Source organism: Microcoleus sp. FACHB-1515, assembly GCF_014696105.1.
Taxonomy (GTDB): Bacteria; Cyanobacteriota; Cyanobacteriia; order Elainellales; family Elainellaceae; genus JAAUTJ01.
Window position 1 is genome coordinate 92,105 of the sequence record NZ_JACJPO010000036.1, and the last position, 17,398, is coordinate 109,502.

At 51.5% G+C, this 17,398-nt stretch carries 20 protein-coding genes and 1 tRNA gene; 8 read left to right on the top strand and 13 right to left on the bottom strand.

What is annotated here, in order from left to right; all coding sequences use genetic code 11:
- Window positions 1–15: 15 nt before the first annotated feature.
- From aroF to rpsO, 3 genes are all read right to left on the bottom strand, one after another.
- A complete protein-coding gene (gene aroF, locus H6F67_RS12025; RefSeq protein WP_190766656.1) occupies window positions 16–1,071 on the bottom strand; it encodes a 3-deoxy-7-phosphoheptulonate synthase in 1,056 nt (351 codons plus the stop codon).
- Between the two features lie 77 nt (window positions 1,072–1,148).
- On the bottom strand, window positions 1,149–1,619 hold the full coding sequence (locus tag H6F67_RS12030; protein ID WP_190766658.1) for a PAM68 family protein: 471 nt from the start codon (window positions 1,617–1,619) through the stop codon (window positions 1,149–1,151).
- Window positions 1,620–1,626: 7 nt separating this feature from the next.
- Window positions 1,627–1,896, bottom strand: coding sequence for a 30S ribosomal protein S15 (gene rpsO, locus H6F67_RS12035; protein WP_190766660.1), 270 nt, complete (start codon window positions 1,894–1,896; stop codon window positions 1,627–1,629).
- Between the two features lie 268 nt (window positions 1,897–2,164).
- On the opposite strand from rpsO, the gene guaA reads away from it, so the two are divergent.
- Complete coding sequence (guaA, locus tag H6F67_RS12040) at window positions 2,165–3,712, top strand: glutamine-hydrolyzing GMP synthase (protein ID WP_190766731.1); 1,548 nt, start codon at window positions 2,165–2,167, stop codon at window positions 3,710–3,712.
- 404 nt (window positions 3,713–4,116) lie between these two features.
- Window positions 4,117–7,266 (top strand): AAA family ATPase, encoded by a 3,150-nt coding sequence (locus H6F67_RS12045; protein WP_190766662.1) that lies wholly within the window; start codon window positions 4,117–4,119, stop codon window positions 7,264–7,266.
- Here H6F67_RS12045 and H6F67_RS12050 read toward each other — a convergent pair.
- On the bottom strand, window positions 7,263–7,556 hold the full coding sequence (locus tag H6F67_RS12050; RefSeq protein ID WP_190766664.1) for a hypothetical protein: 294 nt from the start codon (window positions 7,554–7,556) through the stop codon (window positions 7,263–7,265). The two genes, H6F67_RS12045 and H6F67_RS12050, sit on opposite strands and share 4 nt — an antisense overlap.
- A 97-nt stretch (window positions 7,557–7,653) precedes the next feature.
- Between H6F67_RS12050 and H6F67_RS12055 the strand changes: the two genes are divergently transcribed.
- A complete protein-coding gene (locus H6F67_RS12055; protein ID WP_199304373.1) occupies window positions 7,654–8,214 on the top strand; it encodes a CHRD domain-containing protein in 561 nt (186 codons plus the stop codon).
- A gap of 283 nt (window positions 8,215–8,497) precedes the next feature.
- Here H6F67_RS12055 and H6F67_RS12060 read toward each other — a convergent pair.
- The 3 genes from H6F67_RS12060 to H6F67_RS12070 all read right to left on the bottom strand — a co-directional run bounded on the left by H6F67_RS12060 (window position 8,498) and on the right by H6F67_RS12070 (window position 9,713).
- A tRNA-Pro gene (locus tag H6F67_RS12060) sits at window positions 8,498–8,571 on the bottom strand.
- A 132-nt stretch (window positions 8,572–8,703) separates the two neighbouring features.
- A complete protein-coding gene (locus H6F67_RS12065) occupies window positions 8,704–9,429 on the bottom strand; it encodes a 16S rRNA (uracil(1498)-N(3))-methyltransferase (protein WP_190766668.1) in 726 nt (241 codons plus the stop codon).
- Window positions 9,426–9,713: a helix-turn-helix transcriptional regulator gene (locus H6F67_RS12070; RefSeq protein WP_313926814.1), complete on the bottom strand. Its 288-nt coding sequence runs from the start codon at window positions 9,711–9,713 to the stop codon at window positions 9,426–9,428. Before H6F67_RS12070 ends, H6F67_RS12065 begins: the two co-directional genes overlap by 4 nt.
- A 90-nt stretch (window positions 9,714–9,803) precedes the next feature.
- Between H6F67_RS12070 and H6F67_RS12075 the strand changes: the two genes are divergently transcribed.
- The 3 genes from H6F67_RS12075 to H6F67_RS12085 are packed head-to-tail and all read left to right on the top strand — an operon-like array spanning window position 9,804 to window position 12,523.
- Complete coding sequence (locus tag H6F67_RS12075; protein ID WP_190766670.1) at window positions 9,804–10,094, top strand: hypothetical protein; 291 nt, start codon at window positions 9,804–9,806, stop codon at window positions 10,092–10,094.
- 49 nt (window positions 10,095–10,143) lie between these two features.
- A complete protein-coding gene (locus H6F67_RS12080) occupies window positions 10,144–11,502 on the top strand; it encodes a hypothetical protein (RefSeq protein WP_190766680.1) in 1,359 nt (452 codons plus the stop codon).
- Window position 11,503: 1 nt separating this feature from the next.
- Entirely contained in the window at window positions 11,504–12,523 is a 1,020-nt protein-coding gene (locus tag H6F67_RS12085; protein WP_190766682.1) for a pentapeptide repeat-containing protein, read from the top strand.
- A gap of 1 nt (window position 12,524) precedes the next feature.
- Here H6F67_RS12085 and H6F67_RS12090 read toward each other — a convergent pair whose 3' ends face one another.
- On the bottom strand, window positions 12,525–13,463 hold the full coding sequence (locus H6F67_RS12090; RefSeq protein WP_190766684.1) for a TIGR04168 family protein: 939 nt from the start codon (window positions 13,461–13,463) through the stop codon (window positions 12,525–12,527).
- A 294-nt stretch (window positions 13,464–13,757) separates the two neighbouring features.
- On the opposite strand from H6F67_RS12090, the gene H6F67_RS12095 reads away from it, so the two are divergent.
- A complete protein-coding gene (locus H6F67_RS12095; protein WP_190766686.1) occupies window positions 13,758–14,117 on the top strand; it encodes a hypothetical protein in 360 nt (119 codons plus the stop codon).
- 46 nt (window positions 14,118–14,163) lie between these two features.
- Here H6F67_RS12095 and H6F67_RS12100 read toward each other — a convergent pair whose 3' ends face one another.
- The 4 genes from H6F67_RS12100 to H6F67_RS12115 form a co-directional block, all read right to left on the bottom strand.
- Window positions 14,164–14,805: a DUF1361 domain-containing protein gene (locus H6F67_RS12100; RefSeq protein WP_190766688.1), complete on the bottom strand. Its 642-nt coding sequence runs from the start codon at window positions 14,803–14,805 to the stop codon at window positions 14,164–14,166.
- A gap of 261 nt (window positions 14,806–15,066) precedes the next feature.
- Window positions 15,067–15,462, bottom strand: coding sequence for an arsenate reductase, glutathione/glutaredoxin type (gene arsC, locus H6F67_RS12105; RefSeq protein WP_190766735.1), 396 nt, complete (start codon window positions 15,460–15,462; stop codon window positions 15,067–15,069).
- 20 nt (window positions 15,463–15,482) lie between these two features.
- Window positions 15,483–16,184, bottom strand: coding sequence for an MIP/aquaporin family protein (locus H6F67_RS12110; protein ID WP_190766690.1), 702 nt, complete (start codon window positions 16,182–16,184; stop codon window positions 15,483–15,485).
- A 12-nt stretch (window positions 16,185–16,196) separates the two neighbouring features.
- Window positions 16,197–16,607, bottom strand: a complete 411-nt coding sequence (locus H6F67_RS12115; protein ID WP_190766692.1) for an ArsI/CadI family heavy metal resistance metalloenzyme — start codon at window positions 16,605–16,607, stop codon at window positions 16,197–16,199.
- Window positions 16,608–16,695: 88 nt separating this feature from the next.
- Here H6F67_RS12115 and H6F67_RS12120 point away from each other — a divergent pair, with 88 nt between their 5' ends.
- Window positions 16,696–17,025, top strand: a complete 330-nt coding sequence (locus H6F67_RS12120) for a helix-turn-helix transcriptional regulator (protein WP_190766694.1) — start codon at window positions 16,696–16,698, stop codon at window positions 17,023–17,025.
- On the opposite strand, the gene H6F67_RS12125 is transcribed toward H6F67_RS12120, so the two are convergent.
- Window positions 17,017–17,397 carry an ABC transporter permease gene (locus H6F67_RS12125; RefSeq protein ID WP_190766696.1) on the bottom strand — a complete coding sequence of 127 codons (381 nt, stop codon included), beginning with the start codon at window positions 17,395–17,397 and terminating at the stop codon, window positions 17,017–17,019. The genes H6F67_RS12120 and H6F67_RS12125 overlap by 9 nt on opposite strands.
- Window position 17,398: the final 1 nt, after the last annotated feature.

The following is a 17,398-nucleotide window of genomic DNA, read 5'->3' on the forward strand; positions in this document are numbered from 1 at the left end:
ACTGACTCGTGGCTATTAGGTAAGGGCGGGAACAGCTTCCCACCGATCGACCGCTTTGCCGATCACCGACAATTCCTGCATCAGGCGATCGAAGCGATCGGGCGTGAGGGACTGCGGGCCATCCGAAAGCGCTTTGGCTGGATTCGGGTGAACTTCGATCATCAGCGAGTCGGTTCCCGCTGCGATCGCCGCCATTGCCATCGAAGGCACATACTCAGCTTTACCCGTGCCGTGACTGGGATCGATCATGATCGGCAGGTGGGTGAGCGATCGCAACACGGGGATCACCGAAAGATCAAGGGTGTTGCGGGCGTATTGGCGATCGAACGTGCGGATGCCACGCTCACAAAGGATGACGTTGGGGTTTCCAGCAGCGAGGATGTATTCCGCTGCCATCAGCCACTCTTCGATCGTCGCTGACATGCCGCGCTTGAGCAGCACGGGTTTATCTTGCGCTCCCACTTTCTTAAGCAGCGAGAAGTTCTGCATGTTGCGAGCGCCAACCTGCACTACATCCGCCGCTTCCGCCACGATTTCGAGATCAGCAGTGTCCATCACTTCAGTGATGATCCCCAGTCCGGTCGCTCGGCGGGCAGCATCCAGCAGTCCGAGGGCGCTCTCGCCGTGACCTTGAAAGGCATAAGGCGAGGTGCGAGGCTTGAACGCACCGCCCCGCAAGAACTTTGCGCCTGCGGCTTTGACGCGCTTGGCGGTTTCAATGATCATCGCTTCATTTTCGACCGAGCAGGGGCCAGCGACCGTGACGATCGGGCAGCCTTCGCCAAACAAAACGGTTCCAGCAGGTGTGGAGACAGCAATTTCGCTGGCTTCCCCATGTCGATATTCGCGGCTGACGCGCTTGTAGGGCTTTTCAACCCGTAGCACTTGCTCGATCCAAGGACTCATTTCTTGAAGCTGGAGGGCATCGAGATCAACCGTATCGCCCACCAAGCCGATCACGGTTTTGGTTTTGCCGACGATCTTTTCGGGGCTGAGTCCCCACTCTTCAAATTCTGCGCTCAATCGCGAAACTTCGGCTTCAGGCGAGCCGATTTTCATTACCACGATCATGTCAAGGGTTCCTGTTGTTAAATTTCGGCTGCTGTCGTATGGAAACAGCCCCAATCATTCTACGTCCGTCTTCTGGTCTACGAAGATTTTTTGTTCGAGCGCCATGCTGCGGTTAGATGACTCCAGTTGAGCGTGAATTCTGACCAGCCCCACAAGCTTCCTGCCACTTCTTCGTCCCAAGAAGCCGAGATCACGCCATAGCTCAAGCCCAACACGCCCAGCCCAAAAAAGCCCATGCTCACCAGCACAACAGCAGAAGTGGGCAGCGGAAAGATGTTTTTGGTGACCAGAAAATAGCTGACGAAGAACGTTGCCATGCCGAGCGCTGAGGGAATGCCGCAGAAAAACGCCATTCGCCGCGCCATCCGCTGACTCACCACTTGGGGAATCTGCATCGATTCCGGCTTCGCATCCGCACTTGCTTCAGCCTTTATCGATCGATCTGGCGCAGACTGAAGGGGCGCAGGGGGACGCTTCGGCTGCTTCTTGCGACTGCCAGTTGGCTCGAACGGCAATCGTTCTGATTTTTCTTCTGGAGATTCAGCCATATGAAGTTTAGCCGCGAATTCCCAAGCGAGTAATCAAAGCGCGATAGCGGGCTTGGTCTTGCTTGAGGATGTAGGCAAGGAGGCGCTTGCGCTGGCCGATCATCTTGAGCAGGCCGCGTCGTGAAGCGTGGTCTTTCTTATTTTCGCGCAGGTGGGTTGAAAGCTTATTGATCCGCTCAGTCAGAATTGCGACCTGCACATCTGCCGACCCCGTGTCGGTTCCGTGCTTTTGAAAGTCGTTGATGATTTCTTGCTTGCGCTCTTGCAGCAGTGCCATGATGAAGTCGATAAATTGAAGTTAGTGCAGTCAACTATCTTATCACAGCCGCTCGATCGCGTCCGGTCTGCCATCGACAGAATCGATCGATTTTCGCTGGGCGATCGACTCAAAATCTACGCTAAGCTAATCGGAATATTCAAAAGAACTTTAAAATCAGTTTTTCGCTTCTCCAAAGTCACTTTCGTCATCTACTCGCATCAGGTTTTCAGCGGTGATCCAGACAGAACACGCCCCCGATTCCGTGACGGAGCAAATCAATCGCCAAATGATCGTGATTCTCGACTTTGGCTCGCAATACTCTGAACTGATCGCTCGCCGCATTCGCGAAACGCAAGTTTATTCCGAAGTGCTGTCGTATCGCACCACGCCCGACCAGCTACGCGACCTCAACCCCAAAGGCATTATTCTTTCGGGTGGCCCCAGTTCCGTGTATGACGCAGGTGCGCCCCACTGCGATCCCCAAATTTGGAATCTTGGCATTCCCGTTTTGGGCGTGTGCTACGGAATGCAGCTCATGGTTCAGCAGTTAGGCGGCGGCGTGGAGCGAGCCGATCGCGGCGAGTATGGCAAAGCCGCGCTGCACATCGACGATCCCACCGATTTGCTGACGAACGTTGAAGACGGCACAACCATGTGGATGAGTCACGGCGACTCGGTGACAAGTTTGCCTGAAGGCTTTGAACTGCTCGCCCACACAGACAACACGCCCTGCGCGGCGATCGCCCATCACGACAAAAAACTCTACGGCGTGCAGTTCCACCCGGAAGTTGTACATTCGATCGGCGGATTGGCCTTGATTCGCAATTTCGTCTACCACGTTTGCGACTGCGAACCGACCTGGACAACAGCCGCGTTTGTCGAAGAATCAATTCGCGAAATTCGGGCACGAGTGGGCGATAAGCGCGTGCTGCTAGCGCTCTCAGGCGGTGTAGACTCCTCGACGTTGGCGTTTTTGCTGCACAAGGCGATCGGCGATCAGCTTACTTGCGTCTTCATCGATCAAGGCTTTATGCGGAAGCTGGAGCCAGAGCGACTGGTGAAATTGTTTCATGAGCAGTTTCACATTCCGGTTGTGCATGTGAAGGCTCGCGATCGCTTTCTTGCCCAAATTGCCGGAATCACCGATCCCGAAGAAAAACGCAAGCGGATCGGCCACGAATTTATCCGCGTCTTTGAAGAAGAATCGAAGCGGCTAGGCCCCTTTGACTACCTCGCACAGGGAACGCTTTACCCGGACGTGATCGAATCGGCGGATACGAATGTCGATCCGGCGACGGGCGAACGAGTTGCCGTCAAAATTAAGAGCCATCACAATGTCGGTGGACTGCCGAAAGATCTGCGCTTCAAGCTGATCGAGCCGTTGCGGAAATTGTTTAAGGACGAAGTGCGAAAGGTGGGGCGATCGATCGGGCTGCCCGAAGAAATCGTCAACCGTCATCCGTTCCCTGGTCCCGGACTGGCCATTCGCATTCTGGGTGAAGTCACTGAAGAACGATTGGAAATTCTGCGCGATGCCGACTTAATCGTGCGGCAAGAAGTCAACCGTCAAGGTGTGTATCACGACTACTGGCAGGCGTTCGCCGTGCTGCTGCCAATTCGCAGCGTGGGCGTGATGGGCGATCAGCGCACGTATGCCTATCCGATCGTGCTGCGTTTTGTGTCGAGCGAAGACGGCATGACGGCAGACTGGTCGCGAGTTCCCTACGATTTGCTGGAAACTATTTCCAACCGCATCGTGAATGAAGTGCGCGGCGTCAATCGCGTCGTGTATGACATTACCTCGAAGCCGCCCGGAACGATCGAGTGGGAATAAACCCCAAATCTAGCGCCAATCTCTTCCTAGACCTAAAAAATCTTCTAGGTTTAGGTTTGCAGTTCTTCATCGCTTTTTGTGGAAAACCCCTTAAAAGCTGTGGAAAACTGCTTTTGGCTGTGGAAAACTTGACTCGGCATCCGCTAAAGGTTGTGGATAATTCAGGAGAATTGGCGATCGACCTCTACATCTAGCAGGTTAAGAAAATTAATGAGTCGTCAAGCGCGAGCGCTTCACATTAGGGGATCAGCGATCGATCGAACCAGGCTATTTCGATCAAAATCATTCTTCACTGGCGAAATTATTAGCGAAAGCGCTTCTTCTACAAAACAAAATCATTCGTTCATCTGTATTAAAGAGCGATTGTACTGCTAAGTTAAAAGAAGTGGTTCGATCGCGCCTGCATGATTCCGCTGCATTTGACGCTGAAGAATTTTCTGAGCTATCGAGAAGCCAGCCTGGATTTTCGCGGGCTGCATATTGCCTGCATTTGTGGCGCGAACGGAGCCGGAAAATCTTCTTTGCTCGAAGCGATCGCCTGGTCAGTTTGGGGTCAAAGTCGAGCAACCGAAGATGATGTAATTCATCAAGGCGAAGAAGAAGCCCGCGTTATTTTTGTGTTTCGCGCTCAGCAGCAAACCTATCGCATTATTCGCAGCCGCTATCGATCGCAACCCAGCGTTCTCGAATTTCAAATGCAGGTGGCAGATGGATTCCGCAGCCTGACGGAACGCAGCGTCCGCGCTACCCAGCACCGCATCTTGCAGCACTTACGCCTCGACTATGAAACCTTTGTAAACTCTGCGTATTTACGGCAGGGGCGAGCCGACGAATTCATGTTGAAGCGACCGAGCGAACGCAAGCAAATTCTCGCAGATCTACTGAAGCTCGATCAGTATGAACTGCTGGCCGAACAAGCGAAAGAGCAAGTCCGAGAACTGAAAGCGGAACTGAGTACGATCGATCGCAGCCTCATCCGGCTGGGCGAAGCCCTCGCCCAAGAAGCGATTCTCGTGGCCGAACAAGCGCAGATTGAGCAGGCGATCGCTCAAATGCAGCAGCAGCACCAAGCTGACAGCCATGCTTTACAGGAGCTTTGGGCCGTTCAGCAGCAGCGGCAAACCTGGCAGCAGCAGCGAACGATGCTTCAGCAGCAGCAACAGCACTTGATGCAGGATGCCCAACGCTTGCAGCAGGAACTTGCTGCCGCGCAGCATCAGCAGCAAACCTTGATGGCAATTTTGGCCGAGGAGCGATCGATCGCGCAAGGCTACGCCTACTTTCAACATTTGCAAGCACAAGAAGAAACGCAAACCGCGCGATCGCGCCTTCATCAAACGGCACAAGCGCAACGTCAGCAATTGCAGCAGCAGCAATCCGATCGACTCCGCGACCTGCAAGCCCAAAAGCAGCAGGCACAAATTCAGCTTGAAAATTTGGCAGAGCAGAACGCCGAAATTCAACATATTCTCAGCAAATCCAACGATATTGCCAATGCGATCGAACATCTCAAACAGGCGCGATCGCAACTGGTGCGCTTCGATCAGCTTCAGCTTCAAGCCTCGCCTTTGATGCAGCGTCGCCAGCAGATTCATACGGAACTCGATCGCGCTCAAACTCGGCTCAGTACGCGAATTGAGGAACTGCAATCGATCGCCAATCAGCTTCAGCAGCAGCAATCCCGCCAGCCGCAAATTCAGCAGGCCGTCCGCGAAGTAGCGGGACAGGTGGAATATTTGGAACAGCGCAAAAACTATCAGCAGCGCGTCCGCGAAAAAGGCGTGGAGCGACGAAATTTTCTCGATCGTCTCCAGGATCAGCAGCGCGAATATGAGCGGCAGTTGGCCGAGTTGGATCATAAAATTCGGATGCTTCAGCGCGAGGAAGATAATAGCAATCAGGCGGCGATCGACACTTCAGAAACAGCAATTGGCGAGGAAATCACGAGCAAAGGTTTGGCCGTCAAGGAAGCAACTAATGGCCGATACAAAACTTCTGAGATGAATTCTAAGACGGAGTATCCGCCTTGTCCGCTGTGCGATCGCCCTTTGGATGAACATCACTGGCAAGTTGTTCTCGATCGCCATCGCGCTGAACAGCAAGAAATTCAGCGGCAAATTTGGGTGATTCGCGAACAGTTGTCCTTGAGCGATCGCGAGATTGAACTATTAAGAAAAGAGTATGCTGCGCTAGAGCAAGAATTAGGCAGCTACAGCATCGCACTAGAACGAAAAGGCCAGCTTCAAGAGCAGCTTCAAGGAACAGCAACGGTTCAAGAACGGCTGACGCAAATTCAGTTGGAGCAGGCGGAAATTCAGCGATCGATCCAATCAAAAACATTCGCCAGCAGCTTGCATGAAGAGTTGGCACTGCTCGATCGCAGCCTGACGCAGTTGGGCTACGATGATAAAGATCACGCTTTGGCGCGAGGAGAAGTCGATCGCTGGCGTTGGGCAGAAATCAAGCAGGCAGAGCTGAGGCAGGCGCAAAAAAGACAGGCACAATTGCAGCAGCAACAGCCGCAGATTGAAGCGCAAATTGCAGAAATTGAGCGGCAAATTCGAGATTTGGCGCGATCGCTTCTTCAGCAGCAAATTAATCAGCTAGACGCTGAAATTGCGCGAATTGATTATGATTTCGATCGCCACACTGCACTGAGACAAGTTCTCAAGCAGGCGCAAAATTGGCAGCTTCGCTATCAGGAATTAGGGCAAGCGCAGCAGCAATATCCGCAGGTGCAGCAGCAGGTTCAAGAACTGCATCATTTGCTGGAAACGCGATCGAATTCTTACAAATCGGTTCACGCTCAAATTACCGCCCTCGATCAGCAATTGACCCAGACACCCGATCGCGCTGGAGAAATTCAAGACATCGAAAAAGCGATGCAGGAACGGCGGGCACGGCTCGATCGCCAACTCGCGCAGCAAGGTCGATTGGAGCAGCAGTTGCAGCAGATCGCGGATTTCAAAATTCAGCATTCCGAGTTGAGCCAGCAGCTTCAAACGAGCAAACGCCAGCAGCGCATTTATCAAGAATTAGCGCAGGCATTTGGCAAAAACGGTATTCAAGCATTGATGATTGAAAATTTGCTACCGCAGCTTGAAATCGAGGCGAATCAAATTTTAGGACGGTTAAGTGCTCATCAGCTTCACATTCAGTTTGTGACGCAGAAATCGCGCAAAGGTAAATCTGCTCCTACTGCTAAACTGATCGATACACTTGATATTTTAATCGCGGATTTGCACGGAACTCGCCCGTATGAAACCTATTCTGGTGGCGAAGCGTTTCGGGTGAATTTTGCGATTCGGTTAGCGTTAGCAAGACTGTTGGCACAGCGATCGGGCACAGCCTTACAACTGCTAATTATTGATGAAGGCTTCGGGACTCAAGATGAAGCAGGATGCGATCGACTCATCGGGGCAATTCAAGCGATCGCTCCTGACTTCGCCTGCATTCTCACTGTCACGCATATGCCCCACTTCAAAGAAGCCTTTCAGACGCGAATTGAAATTAGCAAAACCTCAGAAGGATCGCGAATCAATTTATCGGCTTAGATGCGGCAATATTTGGTGAGGATGCTCATGGCTTGATCAGAGGTTGACGACTTCGCGTCTGCGTCCAGGCCAGCATGACTGGAAAAATACTGCCAGATCGCCGGATTCTGTGATTTCTCAACGTAAATAGGGTTGGCATTGTCGGCACACCACCTAAAGACAACGCCGCTCAAGCTGAAATTTTTGCCTGCAATTCGATCGCAACACGAAATCTGCTGTCGATCGAGATGCATCCAATTCAACTTGAGGCTCGTACCGTCATTTTGATACGTTTTGCGAGATGTAGTCATGACCCTGAAACGGATTTCTAACCTGCTTCTGAGTGCGGTTACTTGCTTGCTGATTGGATTGCTCTCAACGCCTTCATGGAGCACTCCGGCGAAACTCGTGCCTCAAAGTAAATCTGTGTCCGCTGCCAAGCCGTCCCAAATGGCGCAACCGTTCCTGCATTCTCAATCGATCGATCAGCAGTTAATGGCCGAATTGCGCGAAGCTGAAACGGTGATTGCTCAAGGTGTTCCTGCTAGTTCAATCCGACGCTATGTGGCGGTTTTGACAAAAGATAATGTTGTTGTGCCTGCAACGCCATCGACGGGTGCTTTTAGTGCAGCCGGAGCCGTGTTGGTGGGCGATCGCTTGATTGTGCGGGGAGATTTTAGCAATTTGACAAGTGCGCTGCGCGACTTTGCCACCGATCCGGTTGATCCACCGAATCCAAACATCACCTCTGGCATTCATATTCACCAAGGCGATCCGACCATAAACGGCCCATTTCAGTACGCGCTAGAAGTCAGTCCAAATGTCAATCAAACCAGTGGTCGCTTTCGGGGAGAATTCACGCTCACCAGTGAACAGTTGCAGGCACTTTCTAACGGCAATTTGTATGTTGATATTCACACTCAGCGAAATCGGGCGGGTGAAATGCGCGGCAGTTTCCAGCCCTACTAAGCGGAACTAAAGTATGGCGGATGTTAGGTCTAAAAATCAGCAGAAAAATGATGCGAAATTTCTAGCTTGATTCTGTTCAACGCCGAACTACTGCACTGGTTTTCTCTTCAATTGCCCCTGCAAACTCTCCACTTGCAGGGGCATTTTTGAAACGAGGGACGATCGCATTGTCCCTTTAGGGCTGCTTGCAGTTTCTAGCAGCAACCTTGATCGCGTGTCGATCGAAATCACGGGCACAGGAAATCGCGGGCACAAAGAGTTAAACCGAAGTTACATCTGAAAATCGGGATGACAGGATTTGAACCTGCGACATCCTGCTCCCAAAGCAGGCGCGCTACCAAGCTGCGCTACATCCCGGTGCGGTCACGATCGATTTTGTCATCATTCGCGCACGCCACCTCTGATTGTAGCCGATGATGCTCCATTGCGGTGAAATTGGCGACAGCAAAGTTTTCTTGAGAAGGGGCATGAGTTCAAGTCCAGCGTCACCTATCGCTCTTTTGACGCAGCGTTGTCTTCATACGCAGCGGCAATCAGCCCGATCGCCACGATCGCCGCCGTCACCGCTCGCAAAATCCGCTTGCCCAGTGACACAGGCAAAAATCCCGCTGCGATCGCCAATTCGACTTCAGCTTCACTCCAGCCGCCTTCTGAACCGATCGCGATCGTCACCGATTGGCTGGGCGGCAGGCGGTGGCGGAGGGCAGGCGCATCGAATCGCGTTACGCCAATCAACCGCTGGCCGGAGTCAAACTGTTGAATGGCGTTGCGAAAGGCGATCGGTTCAAGGATCGTTGGAATCATCTGGCGCTCTGATTGTTCTGCGGCTTCTTGGGCGATGCGTCGCCAGCGATCGAGCTTTTGTACGCTCGGCTGAAGCAGAGTGCGATCGCTGGTCATCGGCACGATCGTTGTCACGCCTAGTTCGGTCGCCTGTCGCACAATGTCGTCCATGCCGTTTTTGGGCATCGCGATCAGCAGCGTCAAACTAATGGGCAGTTCGGTGTGAACGGCGATCGCTTCGAGGATTCGCGCAGTCTGCTCCGGTTCGATCGCGCTCAGCCACCAGTGTCCGCGTCCGTCGATGGCAATGAAGCGATCGCCCGTCCGCAGGCGCAGCACGCGCTGAAGGTAGTGCTGCTGCTCGGCTGTGAGGGTAATGCGATCGGCTTGAATTTGCGAGGGAGCGATCGCCAAGCGCTGAAACTGCGTCATGGTTCGTCAGAGGGAAGATCTTTGCTGACCAAATCGCCCAAATAAAGCTGTATAAACTGCTCGGCAGCAGCAGGATTCAGGCGATCGAGCGCTTGCACAATGCCCGCGATCGTCTCGCCACTCGGATCGACTTGGGCATGAAACCAGCGATTGACCACCGCACGATCGACCTGCAATTCAACTGCCAACCGATTTTGACTAATTCGATGAGCTTCCAGAGTACGCTTCAAAGCTTCGCCTGCCCGTCCCATGCGCCTTCTACAGAGCGTACTGACATCGTTCATCGTGTCAGAGGACTAACAATTCGTAAATGTTGATTCAGCAGTCAACTTTTGAGCTAATGTTGATTTAGCAGTCAACAGTGCAAAATTGTCATGAGCGAAAATTTCAATCCCGAACAACTAAACCCCGAACAAAACGCGATCGAAATCGTCCTGGATACTCCAGATAAATCTGGCGGCGATTTCGATCGCGTCCGACTCTTGGCGATCGGTGCGCCGGAAGTTGTCACCGCTTTGATTCACACGCTGCACAAGCGCGGATTTGCCGCTGTGGGCGACTGGAGCAAACTTTTACCGGGGCGGCATCCGGGCGAAGTGATGAGCGTTTTCACCTGGTCAATTCGACTGCTCAATTCCAGTGAGAATGAGCGCAAGGTAAGATGAAAGGCTGATAGCTGTAATTTTTTGGTGAATCGATCGCCATTCAACTCATATGAACTCAAAAACCGATCGCATTTTGAATTTGAGTTTACGGAATGGCGCAATTATAGCGATCGGGCTGATGTGTATTGGCCTGTTTTGTTATGGTGCGATCGCCAATGCAACGCAGGTAAATTTGGATGTGAACCGAGTCGATCAGCAGGCTTATTTAGCTTACGCTCGCAATCTTTTTTCAACGAACTATCACTTTGTCGGCGGACGAAATCGAATGCCGATCTATCCGTTTTTGCTGTCTTGGATTTATGATTTTCGCTGGAGCGAAACTGAGTTTTTTACTCGTGCCAAATATTTCAACATTGCGCTTTCGGCTGCGCTGCTGCCCGGAATTTTTCTGCTGTTGCGACAGAGACTAATGCTGCTGCCTGCGATCGTAATCTGGCTGATTACAACCTTCACCGTTTTCATGTTTCGAGCCGGATATGTGCAGGTGGAACTGTTATTTTACGTCCTAAATTTTTGCTGCTTTCTGCTGATGTGGCAGCTACTCAAACGCCCGACTTGGTGGCTCAGCAGCTTCACAGGAATTGTGTTTGGAGTTACTCATCTTACCAAAGCTTCAATTCTGCCAGGAATGCTAATTTTCTTCGGTTGTTTGGCACTCAGAGGAATTTTCGGAGATCGATCGCCCAGTCAAACCCGGAAGCGATCGATCGCGCATCATTTTCTATGTATTGCGCTCTCAACTGCATTTTTCCTCTTCACCGTTTCGCCTTACATTACAACCAGCTATCGATTTTTTGGCAAGCATTTCTACAACGTAAATTCGACGTTTTATATCTGGTATGACACCTGGGAACAGGCCGAACAAGGAACGCGAATTCATGATGACCATGAAGGCTGGCCGCAGATGCCCGCTGACCAAATTCCCAGCCTGGAAAAGTATTTGCGGGAACGAACTCCGCTGCAAATGCTCGATCGCCTCGGAAGCGGGATCAAGGAACAGTATGCAGTTGTCAGCAGCGGATATGGCTATTGGAAATATGTGGTGATTTATATGGCAGCAACCCTGATTTTAATGGGCACAAACTTTCGCACTGTTGCCCGATCGATCAAACAATCCTGGTGGCTGGCTTTGTTTGTTGGGGCTTACTTTTTGGGCTATTTGCTGCTGTATGCTTGGTATGCGCCGATTGCTAGCGGCAATCGATTTGTTCTGGCGCAATTTTTGCCGCTGATAATAACGCTCGCGATCGCTCAGCAGCAGATGTCAAAACACCGCCCAACGATCGCGATTCAAAAGTTCAAAGTTAACTGGTTCTACGGCTTTAACTTTTTAATTTTAGGAATTATTTTGTTTGAGCTTTACCCGATTTTGAGCGATCGCATTCACACTACTTTTGCGGCTTTGTGACATGAAGCGTTTATTAGCTTGGCTGTTGATTCCCGTTGTGGCTGTAGTTGCCGCATTTGCGATCGCGACGCGCTGGCCTGCCGCTGCAAATCATCCGGTGCAGCAGCAGGTTTTATCTGACTATTTCAATCAGGTTTCATCGCTGGTATTGCAGTCGAATTCGCCTGCTGCCAATACCGTCGCTCGATCGCTGACGCTCACTGCTTTACCTCAGTTGAATGGCGATCGACGTGGGCTGGTGTTGAAGTTTTTAGCAGATGCAAAATTGCTGAATTCAACTGCCGCAACGTCAATGGAAAATGCAGATTTCAGCGGGGCAAAACTCGATCGCGCCAAGCTTGCCAACTTGCAGCTTGCAGGCGTGAATCTGCAAACGGCGCAACTGGTGCAGGCCGATTTACAGGCCGCAAATTTACAGTCTGCCCTGCTGCAAACGGCCACATTCAGAGAAGCCAATTTGCAAAATGCGAAGCTACAAGAAGCGAATTTGATGCGATCGAATTTGCAGGCTGCCAATCTAGAAGGGGCTGATTTGACCGGGGCGAGTTTGCGCGGAGCAAATCTGCGCGGGGCAAATCTCAGCCGTGCAATTTTGAATGGTGCAGATCTGGAAGGTGCATCGCTGGAAGGCGCAAATCTAACGCAGGCAAAATTAGAAAAGGCGGAACTGGAGCAAGCGCGAATGACGCGATCGACCCTCGATCAAGCAGTTTTGAGAGGGGCATTTTTGCGGGGTGCTTTTCTCGAAGGCGCATCAATGGAAGAAGCGAATTTTCAAGCAGCCGACCTACGCGCCACAATCTTAAAAGAAGCCGATTTACGCCGAAGCAATTTGCAGCGATCGAACTTGACGCGAGCCAATTTGCAAGCGGCTGAACTGGACGATGCCCGATTGCAAGGGGCGAACTTAACACAGGCGAACCTCCGCCGCGCCAGTCTAGACGATGCTCGCCTCGTCAATGTGATTTGGTGCGATACAAAAATGCCGGATGGTCGAATCAATCGCGACAGTTGCGAATAGATTACGACCCGATCGATGCGACCGGAGTGGACTGCTGATAAAGCACCTGCTGCGATCGCACGGTAAACGTTTGATCGACCCAGACCAATGCTGCCTCTGTCACCACGCCATCCGTGAGCGTCACGATCGAGAAATTGCGGATGCGATCGCCTGCGGGCGTGGTTTGGATGCGCGGTACGCTGGCGGCATTCAGGTAGACGGTTTCCTGCTGCACATCAAGCATTTTGCGGAGTTCCGTTTTGGTGTGGCGCAGGCTGTGATGCATGTGGCCGAACGTGACCAGCGGAATCGTTTTGCCCAAGCTGCGCGACTGTTCGATCGCAGCCGCAAAATCCGGATCGCCATAATCGCCGCCGATCGGTTTCCAGTCGCGTCCGCACGGATCTTCGGGACGATCGCCCAGTCCGGTCGGGCCACAGTGCCCAATGAAAATCAAGGTGTCGTGAGCGGTTTTTCGCACGGCGTTCATGATCCGATCGATCGATTCCTCAAAGCTGTGAACGCCAAATCGCTCTTGATAAAAGCGCTCATTTTTCCAGGTGGAACCACCCCAGCTAAACGGCCTCGCCCCGACCACGCTGAGCTTAAACTGCGGCAAATCCAGCTTTCCATAACCGACATGCGCGAGGCCAAGCAAATCAATTTGCTGCTGCACCCAGTCTTCTTTGCTGCGATCGTAAGGACATTTGCTGCGTCCCCAATCCGTTGCAGTGTACCAAGCATCGTGATTACCAAAAATCGCGGCTTTCGGAATCGAGAGGCTGGCGATCGATCGCACCACTTCCACCGATTCGTTGCCAAAATCCCCGACAAACAAAGCGAGATCTATGCCAAGCTGCTTGAGGGCAACGTGATCCTCTTCATCCCAAGCGTCGTGAATATCGCCAAGAACCGCAATTTTGTAAGACCGCTGCGGATGCAAAAGATTCAAACTGCTCATGCCCAATTGTGCTGCAACTCTTTCTTCATCCTAAACAAAGATGAAGTTTGTGAAATCGTTCTGGGGATTGGGTGTCGGCTGTCGGCTGCAAACTCGTGTTTGAGCGACAGCGCGATCGCGAAGCGCTCCCGGAACGGTATCGATTTCCAAATTTGAGTTCTGCAAGTACAGCCATTCTCAGAGAAATCCAGTTCCCATTCATTCCCTTGCCAATTCCCAACACTCAATTCTTTTTCCCTAGATGGACGTAAAATAATGGGGTGTCCGTCATTCTCTTCGTTCCCGACACTTTGGATGCGCTTTTCTCTACTGCTGCTAAGTGGCATCGGCTTAACGGCTTCGCTGCTGTGGTTAAGCTGGACGATGTACGATCGCTACATTTCTGATACGCCTTCGAGTCAAGTGCTGGCGGTGTCGTTTCAGGGCGACCCTTACGTTAAGGCGATGGAACTGGCGGCGGAAGCAAATTTTGCAGGGAAACGGGCGCGATCGTCAACCGATTGGTTTGAGATTGCCAATTTGTGGCAGCAGGCCGCCGATTTAATGGCAGTTGTGCCCGATTCAGACAACCGCCACAAAGCTGCCCAAGACCGTGCCGCGCAATATCGTCGCAACAGTGCCTATGCGCGTCGCAAAGCCGAAGCGAATTTGTAAACAAGCTTGCTTGTAAATCATGCCGTGCGGATGAAAAGAGCGCGAGCTATTCCAGCACGTCTAGCCCTTGACGGGCATATTGAACGCGCAGCTTGAGGCCGAGCGTGATCTGCTTAAAGATCCAGTAAAGTACTGTCAAAATCACGAATGTCACAAACATAACAAAGGCGGGTTGTCGATCGGTGAGGTCGTCGATCGTGGTTGCTATCACATTGCCCGGAGCGGTGACGAGATCCCAACTGTTAAAGCGGCGAAAGCGTCCGATAAATACGCCGATCGCGCAAATCGCGTGCGTTCCCAGTTCTGACCATAAGATCCACGTCTTCGCGCCAACTCGCTTGAGGTAGGAGCTTTGGTTGATCAGTGAAACGACGTAAGCTTCAAAGCCCAGCACGATCGCCGAAAGATGCAGCGGCATGAAGACCAGCGCAATCACCCAGGGAGAGTAGCCAGCACGAGTTCCGCGAATCAGGTGAATAATGTCAGTGAGCAAGTAGGGGGCGTTGGGCAAAAAGGCAATAAAGACGACAAAGCCCGTCCACCACAGCAGATCGCGCACGGTTGAGGGGCGGCGAAACAGCCAATAGCTCAACGCGAGTGGAATGAAGGCAAGAAACAAGTTCCAAGCAATCCAACCGCTGTAGGCTGTGGAAAAAGCTCGAAGCGTTTGGTTGAGCAATTCGTGCATGAATGAAGGGAGCTAAGGTAGACGAAACATCCTCTTTTTAGCTCAAGCGATCGCCTCACGTCACGCTTCGTCATTTCCTTCACAAGGCTTTTACAAAAGCTTGGACTGAAGATCAACTATCCACCTGCAATTTGCGCTTGCCAGATCTGTTCAAGCTGAGTGGTGTATTTGGCATTCACGATCGGCACGGTGCGATCGGCAAATTCGCTTAAAGGCAGTAGCTTTCTCGATCGTTGCGAAGGTGGCTCAATTGCCTGCCTTCTACTCTAAAGATTTCAGCAGCTTCGTGACGCGATCTTTCACTTCATCTCGCACTCGTCGAAATGTATCGATCGGTTGTCCTTCGGGATCATCGAGTTGCCAATCTTGAAAAATTTCTCTCAGTACCCAATTTTGTGGAAGATTCACGCCGCAACCGCAAAGAGAAATGACGATATCGTAATCTTCAGGCTCAAAATTCTTCAATGATTTTGAGGCTTGATTTCTAACATCAATTCCAACTTCTGACATCACTTCAACAACCAGCGGATCAATCTGACTCGCTTCTAATCCTGAACTGCTCACTAGGATTTTGTCTTTGCCCAAAACGTTCGCAAATCCTTCTGCCATTTGAGAACGGCGGGAGTTTTTCTTGCAGACAAACATGACTCGCTTCATCATTTTTGCTCTAAATTGGTTCAGTCTTTTAAGTCCGAAAATTCGTTCGAGAGAAATCGATAAACCCAAACAGCTAACTGCGCTCCTACAATCGGTGCACCCCAGTAGAGCCAGTGACTCTGCCACGTCCAACTCACTAAAGCCGGAGCAAAAGACCTTGCCGGATTCATACTTGCTCCCGTAATCGATCCCATGCAGGCAGCTTCCAGGCCGACCGTTAATCCAATCGCAATTCCAGCAAATCCGATTGGGGCACGGCGATCGAGTCCAGAGCCTAAAATTACGAGCATCAAGATAAAAGTGAGAACAGTTTCTAGAATGAAAGACTGCTGCCAATTGCCATTCAAAGGCAGCGTTGCCCCTAAATCTGCGACATTGCCAAACACTGAAACTAATAGCAACGAACCTACAACCGCACCGATGACTTGAGCCAAAATGTAAGGCAATACTTGATGCGATCGGAAAAATCCACTACTCCAAAATGCCAGCGTTACAGCCGGGTTAAAATGTGCGCCGCTGATATGACCAAAGCTGTAAATCAGTGCAGTGACGATCGCACCAAATACAAAACTAATACCTAAATGAGTGATTGTACCCTGGCTAAGATGGTTGACGATGATGGCTCCTGTGCCTGCAAAAACAAGCGCAAAAGTACCGATGAATTCTGCAACAAGTTCTCGCGAATAACCTGTGATTGGTTGGCGCTTTTGCCACTTCATCATGAATGCCTCAAGCTAAGAGCAGCAGGCTTGAGCGTTGTTTCGACTCTTGCCAAAAGTGTCAGAGTCTTGCAGAACCGTGTAAATTTCCCAATCTGCACCATCGGGATCTTTAAGCCAAATTTTGTCCTGCACGGCGTAGCAGCAAGCCACAGAATGTTCGGGATCAACAGACAGCCCTGTCTGCTGAATGCGCTCGTTCGCGGCTGAAACTTGCTCGGACGACTCCACCTCAATACCTAGGTGATTAAGCTGACCTGCCGCCGCAGGATTTTCGATGAGTACCAGTTTTAAGGGGGGGTGGGCGATCGCAAAGTTGGCGTAACCCGGACGACGTTTTGCGGGCTGAGCATCAAATAGTTTGCTGTAGAAATCCACTGCCACATCGATACCACTGACGTTCAAAGCAATCTGGATGCGAGTCATTATTTAACTCCTAAAGCATTCATTTCAATCAATATTTACCTACATCAATATTTTGCAGGCTATATCGATATGTGTCAATATTGAAGGCATGAAGACTTCTAAGTTTGTGATCCCCTGTTGCCCTCCTTTGCTCGAAGGCAAACTCACACCGAGTGAAGCTACCCAACTCGCAGCAATTTTTCGGGTATTGGGTGAGCCTGCACGACTGCAACTGCTGAGCTTAATTGCAGCCCAACCGAATCAAGAAGTGTGTGCCTGTGAGCTAGTTGCACCATTGGGACTGTCGCAGCCCACTGTGAGCCACCACCTCAAAGTGATGTACGAAGCGGGCTTATTGCAAAAAGAGCGACGTGGAACCTGGATCTACTATCGAATTGTGCAGGAGCGGCTTTCAGCGTTGCGAGATGTTTTATCTTGAGCGATCTAAGGCAGAGATTTCAGAATTGCACTGAATTCCTATCAAGGTTGCCAGCGGTGAAACGATGATCGGCATCAAGATCAGCAGCTTCAAAACTTCTTTGCCTGGAAACTGCATCAGCCCGATCGCACGTCCGGCAGGCAGTCCGATCAGCAGGGAGAGAACGGTGGTGACGGTGGCGATCGCGAAGCTCTGCACAAACCCTTGACCGACTCTTGACGTTGCTGCAAACAGTTCTGCCCAGTTTTGCAGCGTCCACTGCGGCAGCAGTTGCGGAAAATACCAGCCCTGCGCGAACGACCAGATCAGCAGCGGCAAAAAGGGGAGAAAGAGGACAACGACGAGGAGGGCGAGGAGAGTTTGACGCAGCATT

What these genes read in the sequence shown, in the direction of transcription:
- aroF (WP_190766656.1), bottom strand. Translation starts at nt 1,071, where the DNA reads ATGATCGTGGTAATGAAAATCGGCTCGCCTGAAGCCGAAGTTTCGCGA.
- H6F67_RS12030 (WP_190766658.1), bottom strand. Translation starts at nt 1,619, where the DNA reads ATGGCTGAATCTCCAGAAGAAAAATCAGAACGATTGCCGTTCGAGCCA.
- rpsO (WP_190766660.1), bottom strand. Translation starts at nt 1,896, where the DNA reads ATGGCACTGCTGCAAGAGCGCAAGCAAGAAATCATCAACGACTTTCAA.
- guaA (WP_190766731.1), top strand. Translation starts at nt 2,165, where the DNA reads ATGATCGTGATTCTCGACTTTGGCTCGCAATACTCTGAACTGATCGCT.
- H6F67_RS12045 (WP_190766662.1), top strand. Translation starts at nt 4,117, where the DNA reads ATGATTCCGCTGCATTTGACGCTGAAGAATTTTCTGAGCTATCGAGAA.
- H6F67_RS12050 (WP_190766664.1), bottom strand. Translation starts at nt 7,556, where the DNA reads ATGACTACATCTCGCAAAACGTATCAAAATGACGGTACGAGCCTCAAG.
- H6F67_RS12065 (WP_190766668.1), bottom strand. Translation starts at nt 9,429, where the DNA reads ATGACGCAGTTTCAGCGCTTGGCGATCGCTCCCTCGCAAATTCAAGCC.
- H6F67_RS12070 (WP_313926814.1), bottom strand. Translation starts at nt 9,713, where the DNA reads ATGAACGATGTCAGTACGCTCTGTAGAAGGCGCATGGGACGGGCAGGC.
- H6F67_RS12075 (WP_190766670.1), top strand. Translation starts at nt 9,804, where the DNA reads ATGAGCGAAAATTTCAATCCCGAACAACTAAACCCCGAACAAAACGCG.
- H6F67_RS12080 (WP_190766680.1), top strand. Translation starts at nt 10,144, where the DNA reads ATGAACTCAAAAACCGATCGCATTTTGAATTTGAGTTTACGGAATGGC.
- H6F67_RS12085 (WP_190766682.1), top strand. Translation starts at nt 11,504, where the DNA reads ATGAAGCGTTTATTAGCTTGGCTGTTGATTCCCGTTGTGGCTGTAGTT.
- H6F67_RS12090 (WP_190766684.1), bottom strand. Translation starts at nt 13,463, where the DNA reads ATGAGCAGTTTGAATCTTTTGCATCCGCAGCGGTCTTACAAAATTGCG.
- H6F67_RS12095 (WP_190766686.1), top strand. Translation starts at nt 13,758, where the DNA reads ATGCGCTTTTCTCTACTGCTGCTAAGTGGCATCGGCTTAACGGCTTCG.
- H6F67_RS12100 (WP_190766688.1), bottom strand. Translation starts at nt 14,805, where the DNA reads ATGCACGAATTGCTCAACCAAACGCTTCGAGCTTTTTCCACAGCCTAC.
- arsC (WP_190766735.1), bottom strand. Translation starts at nt 15,462, where the DNA reads ATGAAGCGAGTCATGTTTGTCTGCAAGAAAAACTCCCGCCGTTCTCAA.
- H6F67_RS12110 (WP_190766690.1), bottom strand. Translation starts at nt 16,184, where the DNA reads ATGATGAAGTGGCAAAAGCGCCAACCAATCACAGGTTATTCGCGAGAA.
- H6F67_RS12115 (WP_190766692.1), bottom strand. Translation starts at nt 16,607, where the DNA reads ATGACTCGCATCCAGATTGCTTTGAACGTCAGTGGTATCGATGTGGCA.
- H6F67_RS12120 (WP_190766694.1), top strand. Translation starts at nt 16,696, where the DNA reads ATGAAGACTTCTAAGTTTGTGATCCCCTGTTGCCCTCCTTTGCTCGAA.
- H6F67_RS12125 (WP_190766696.1), bottom strand. Translation starts at nt 17,397, where the DNA reads ATGCTGCGTCAAACTCTCCTCGCCCTCCTCGTCGTTGTCCTCTTTCTC.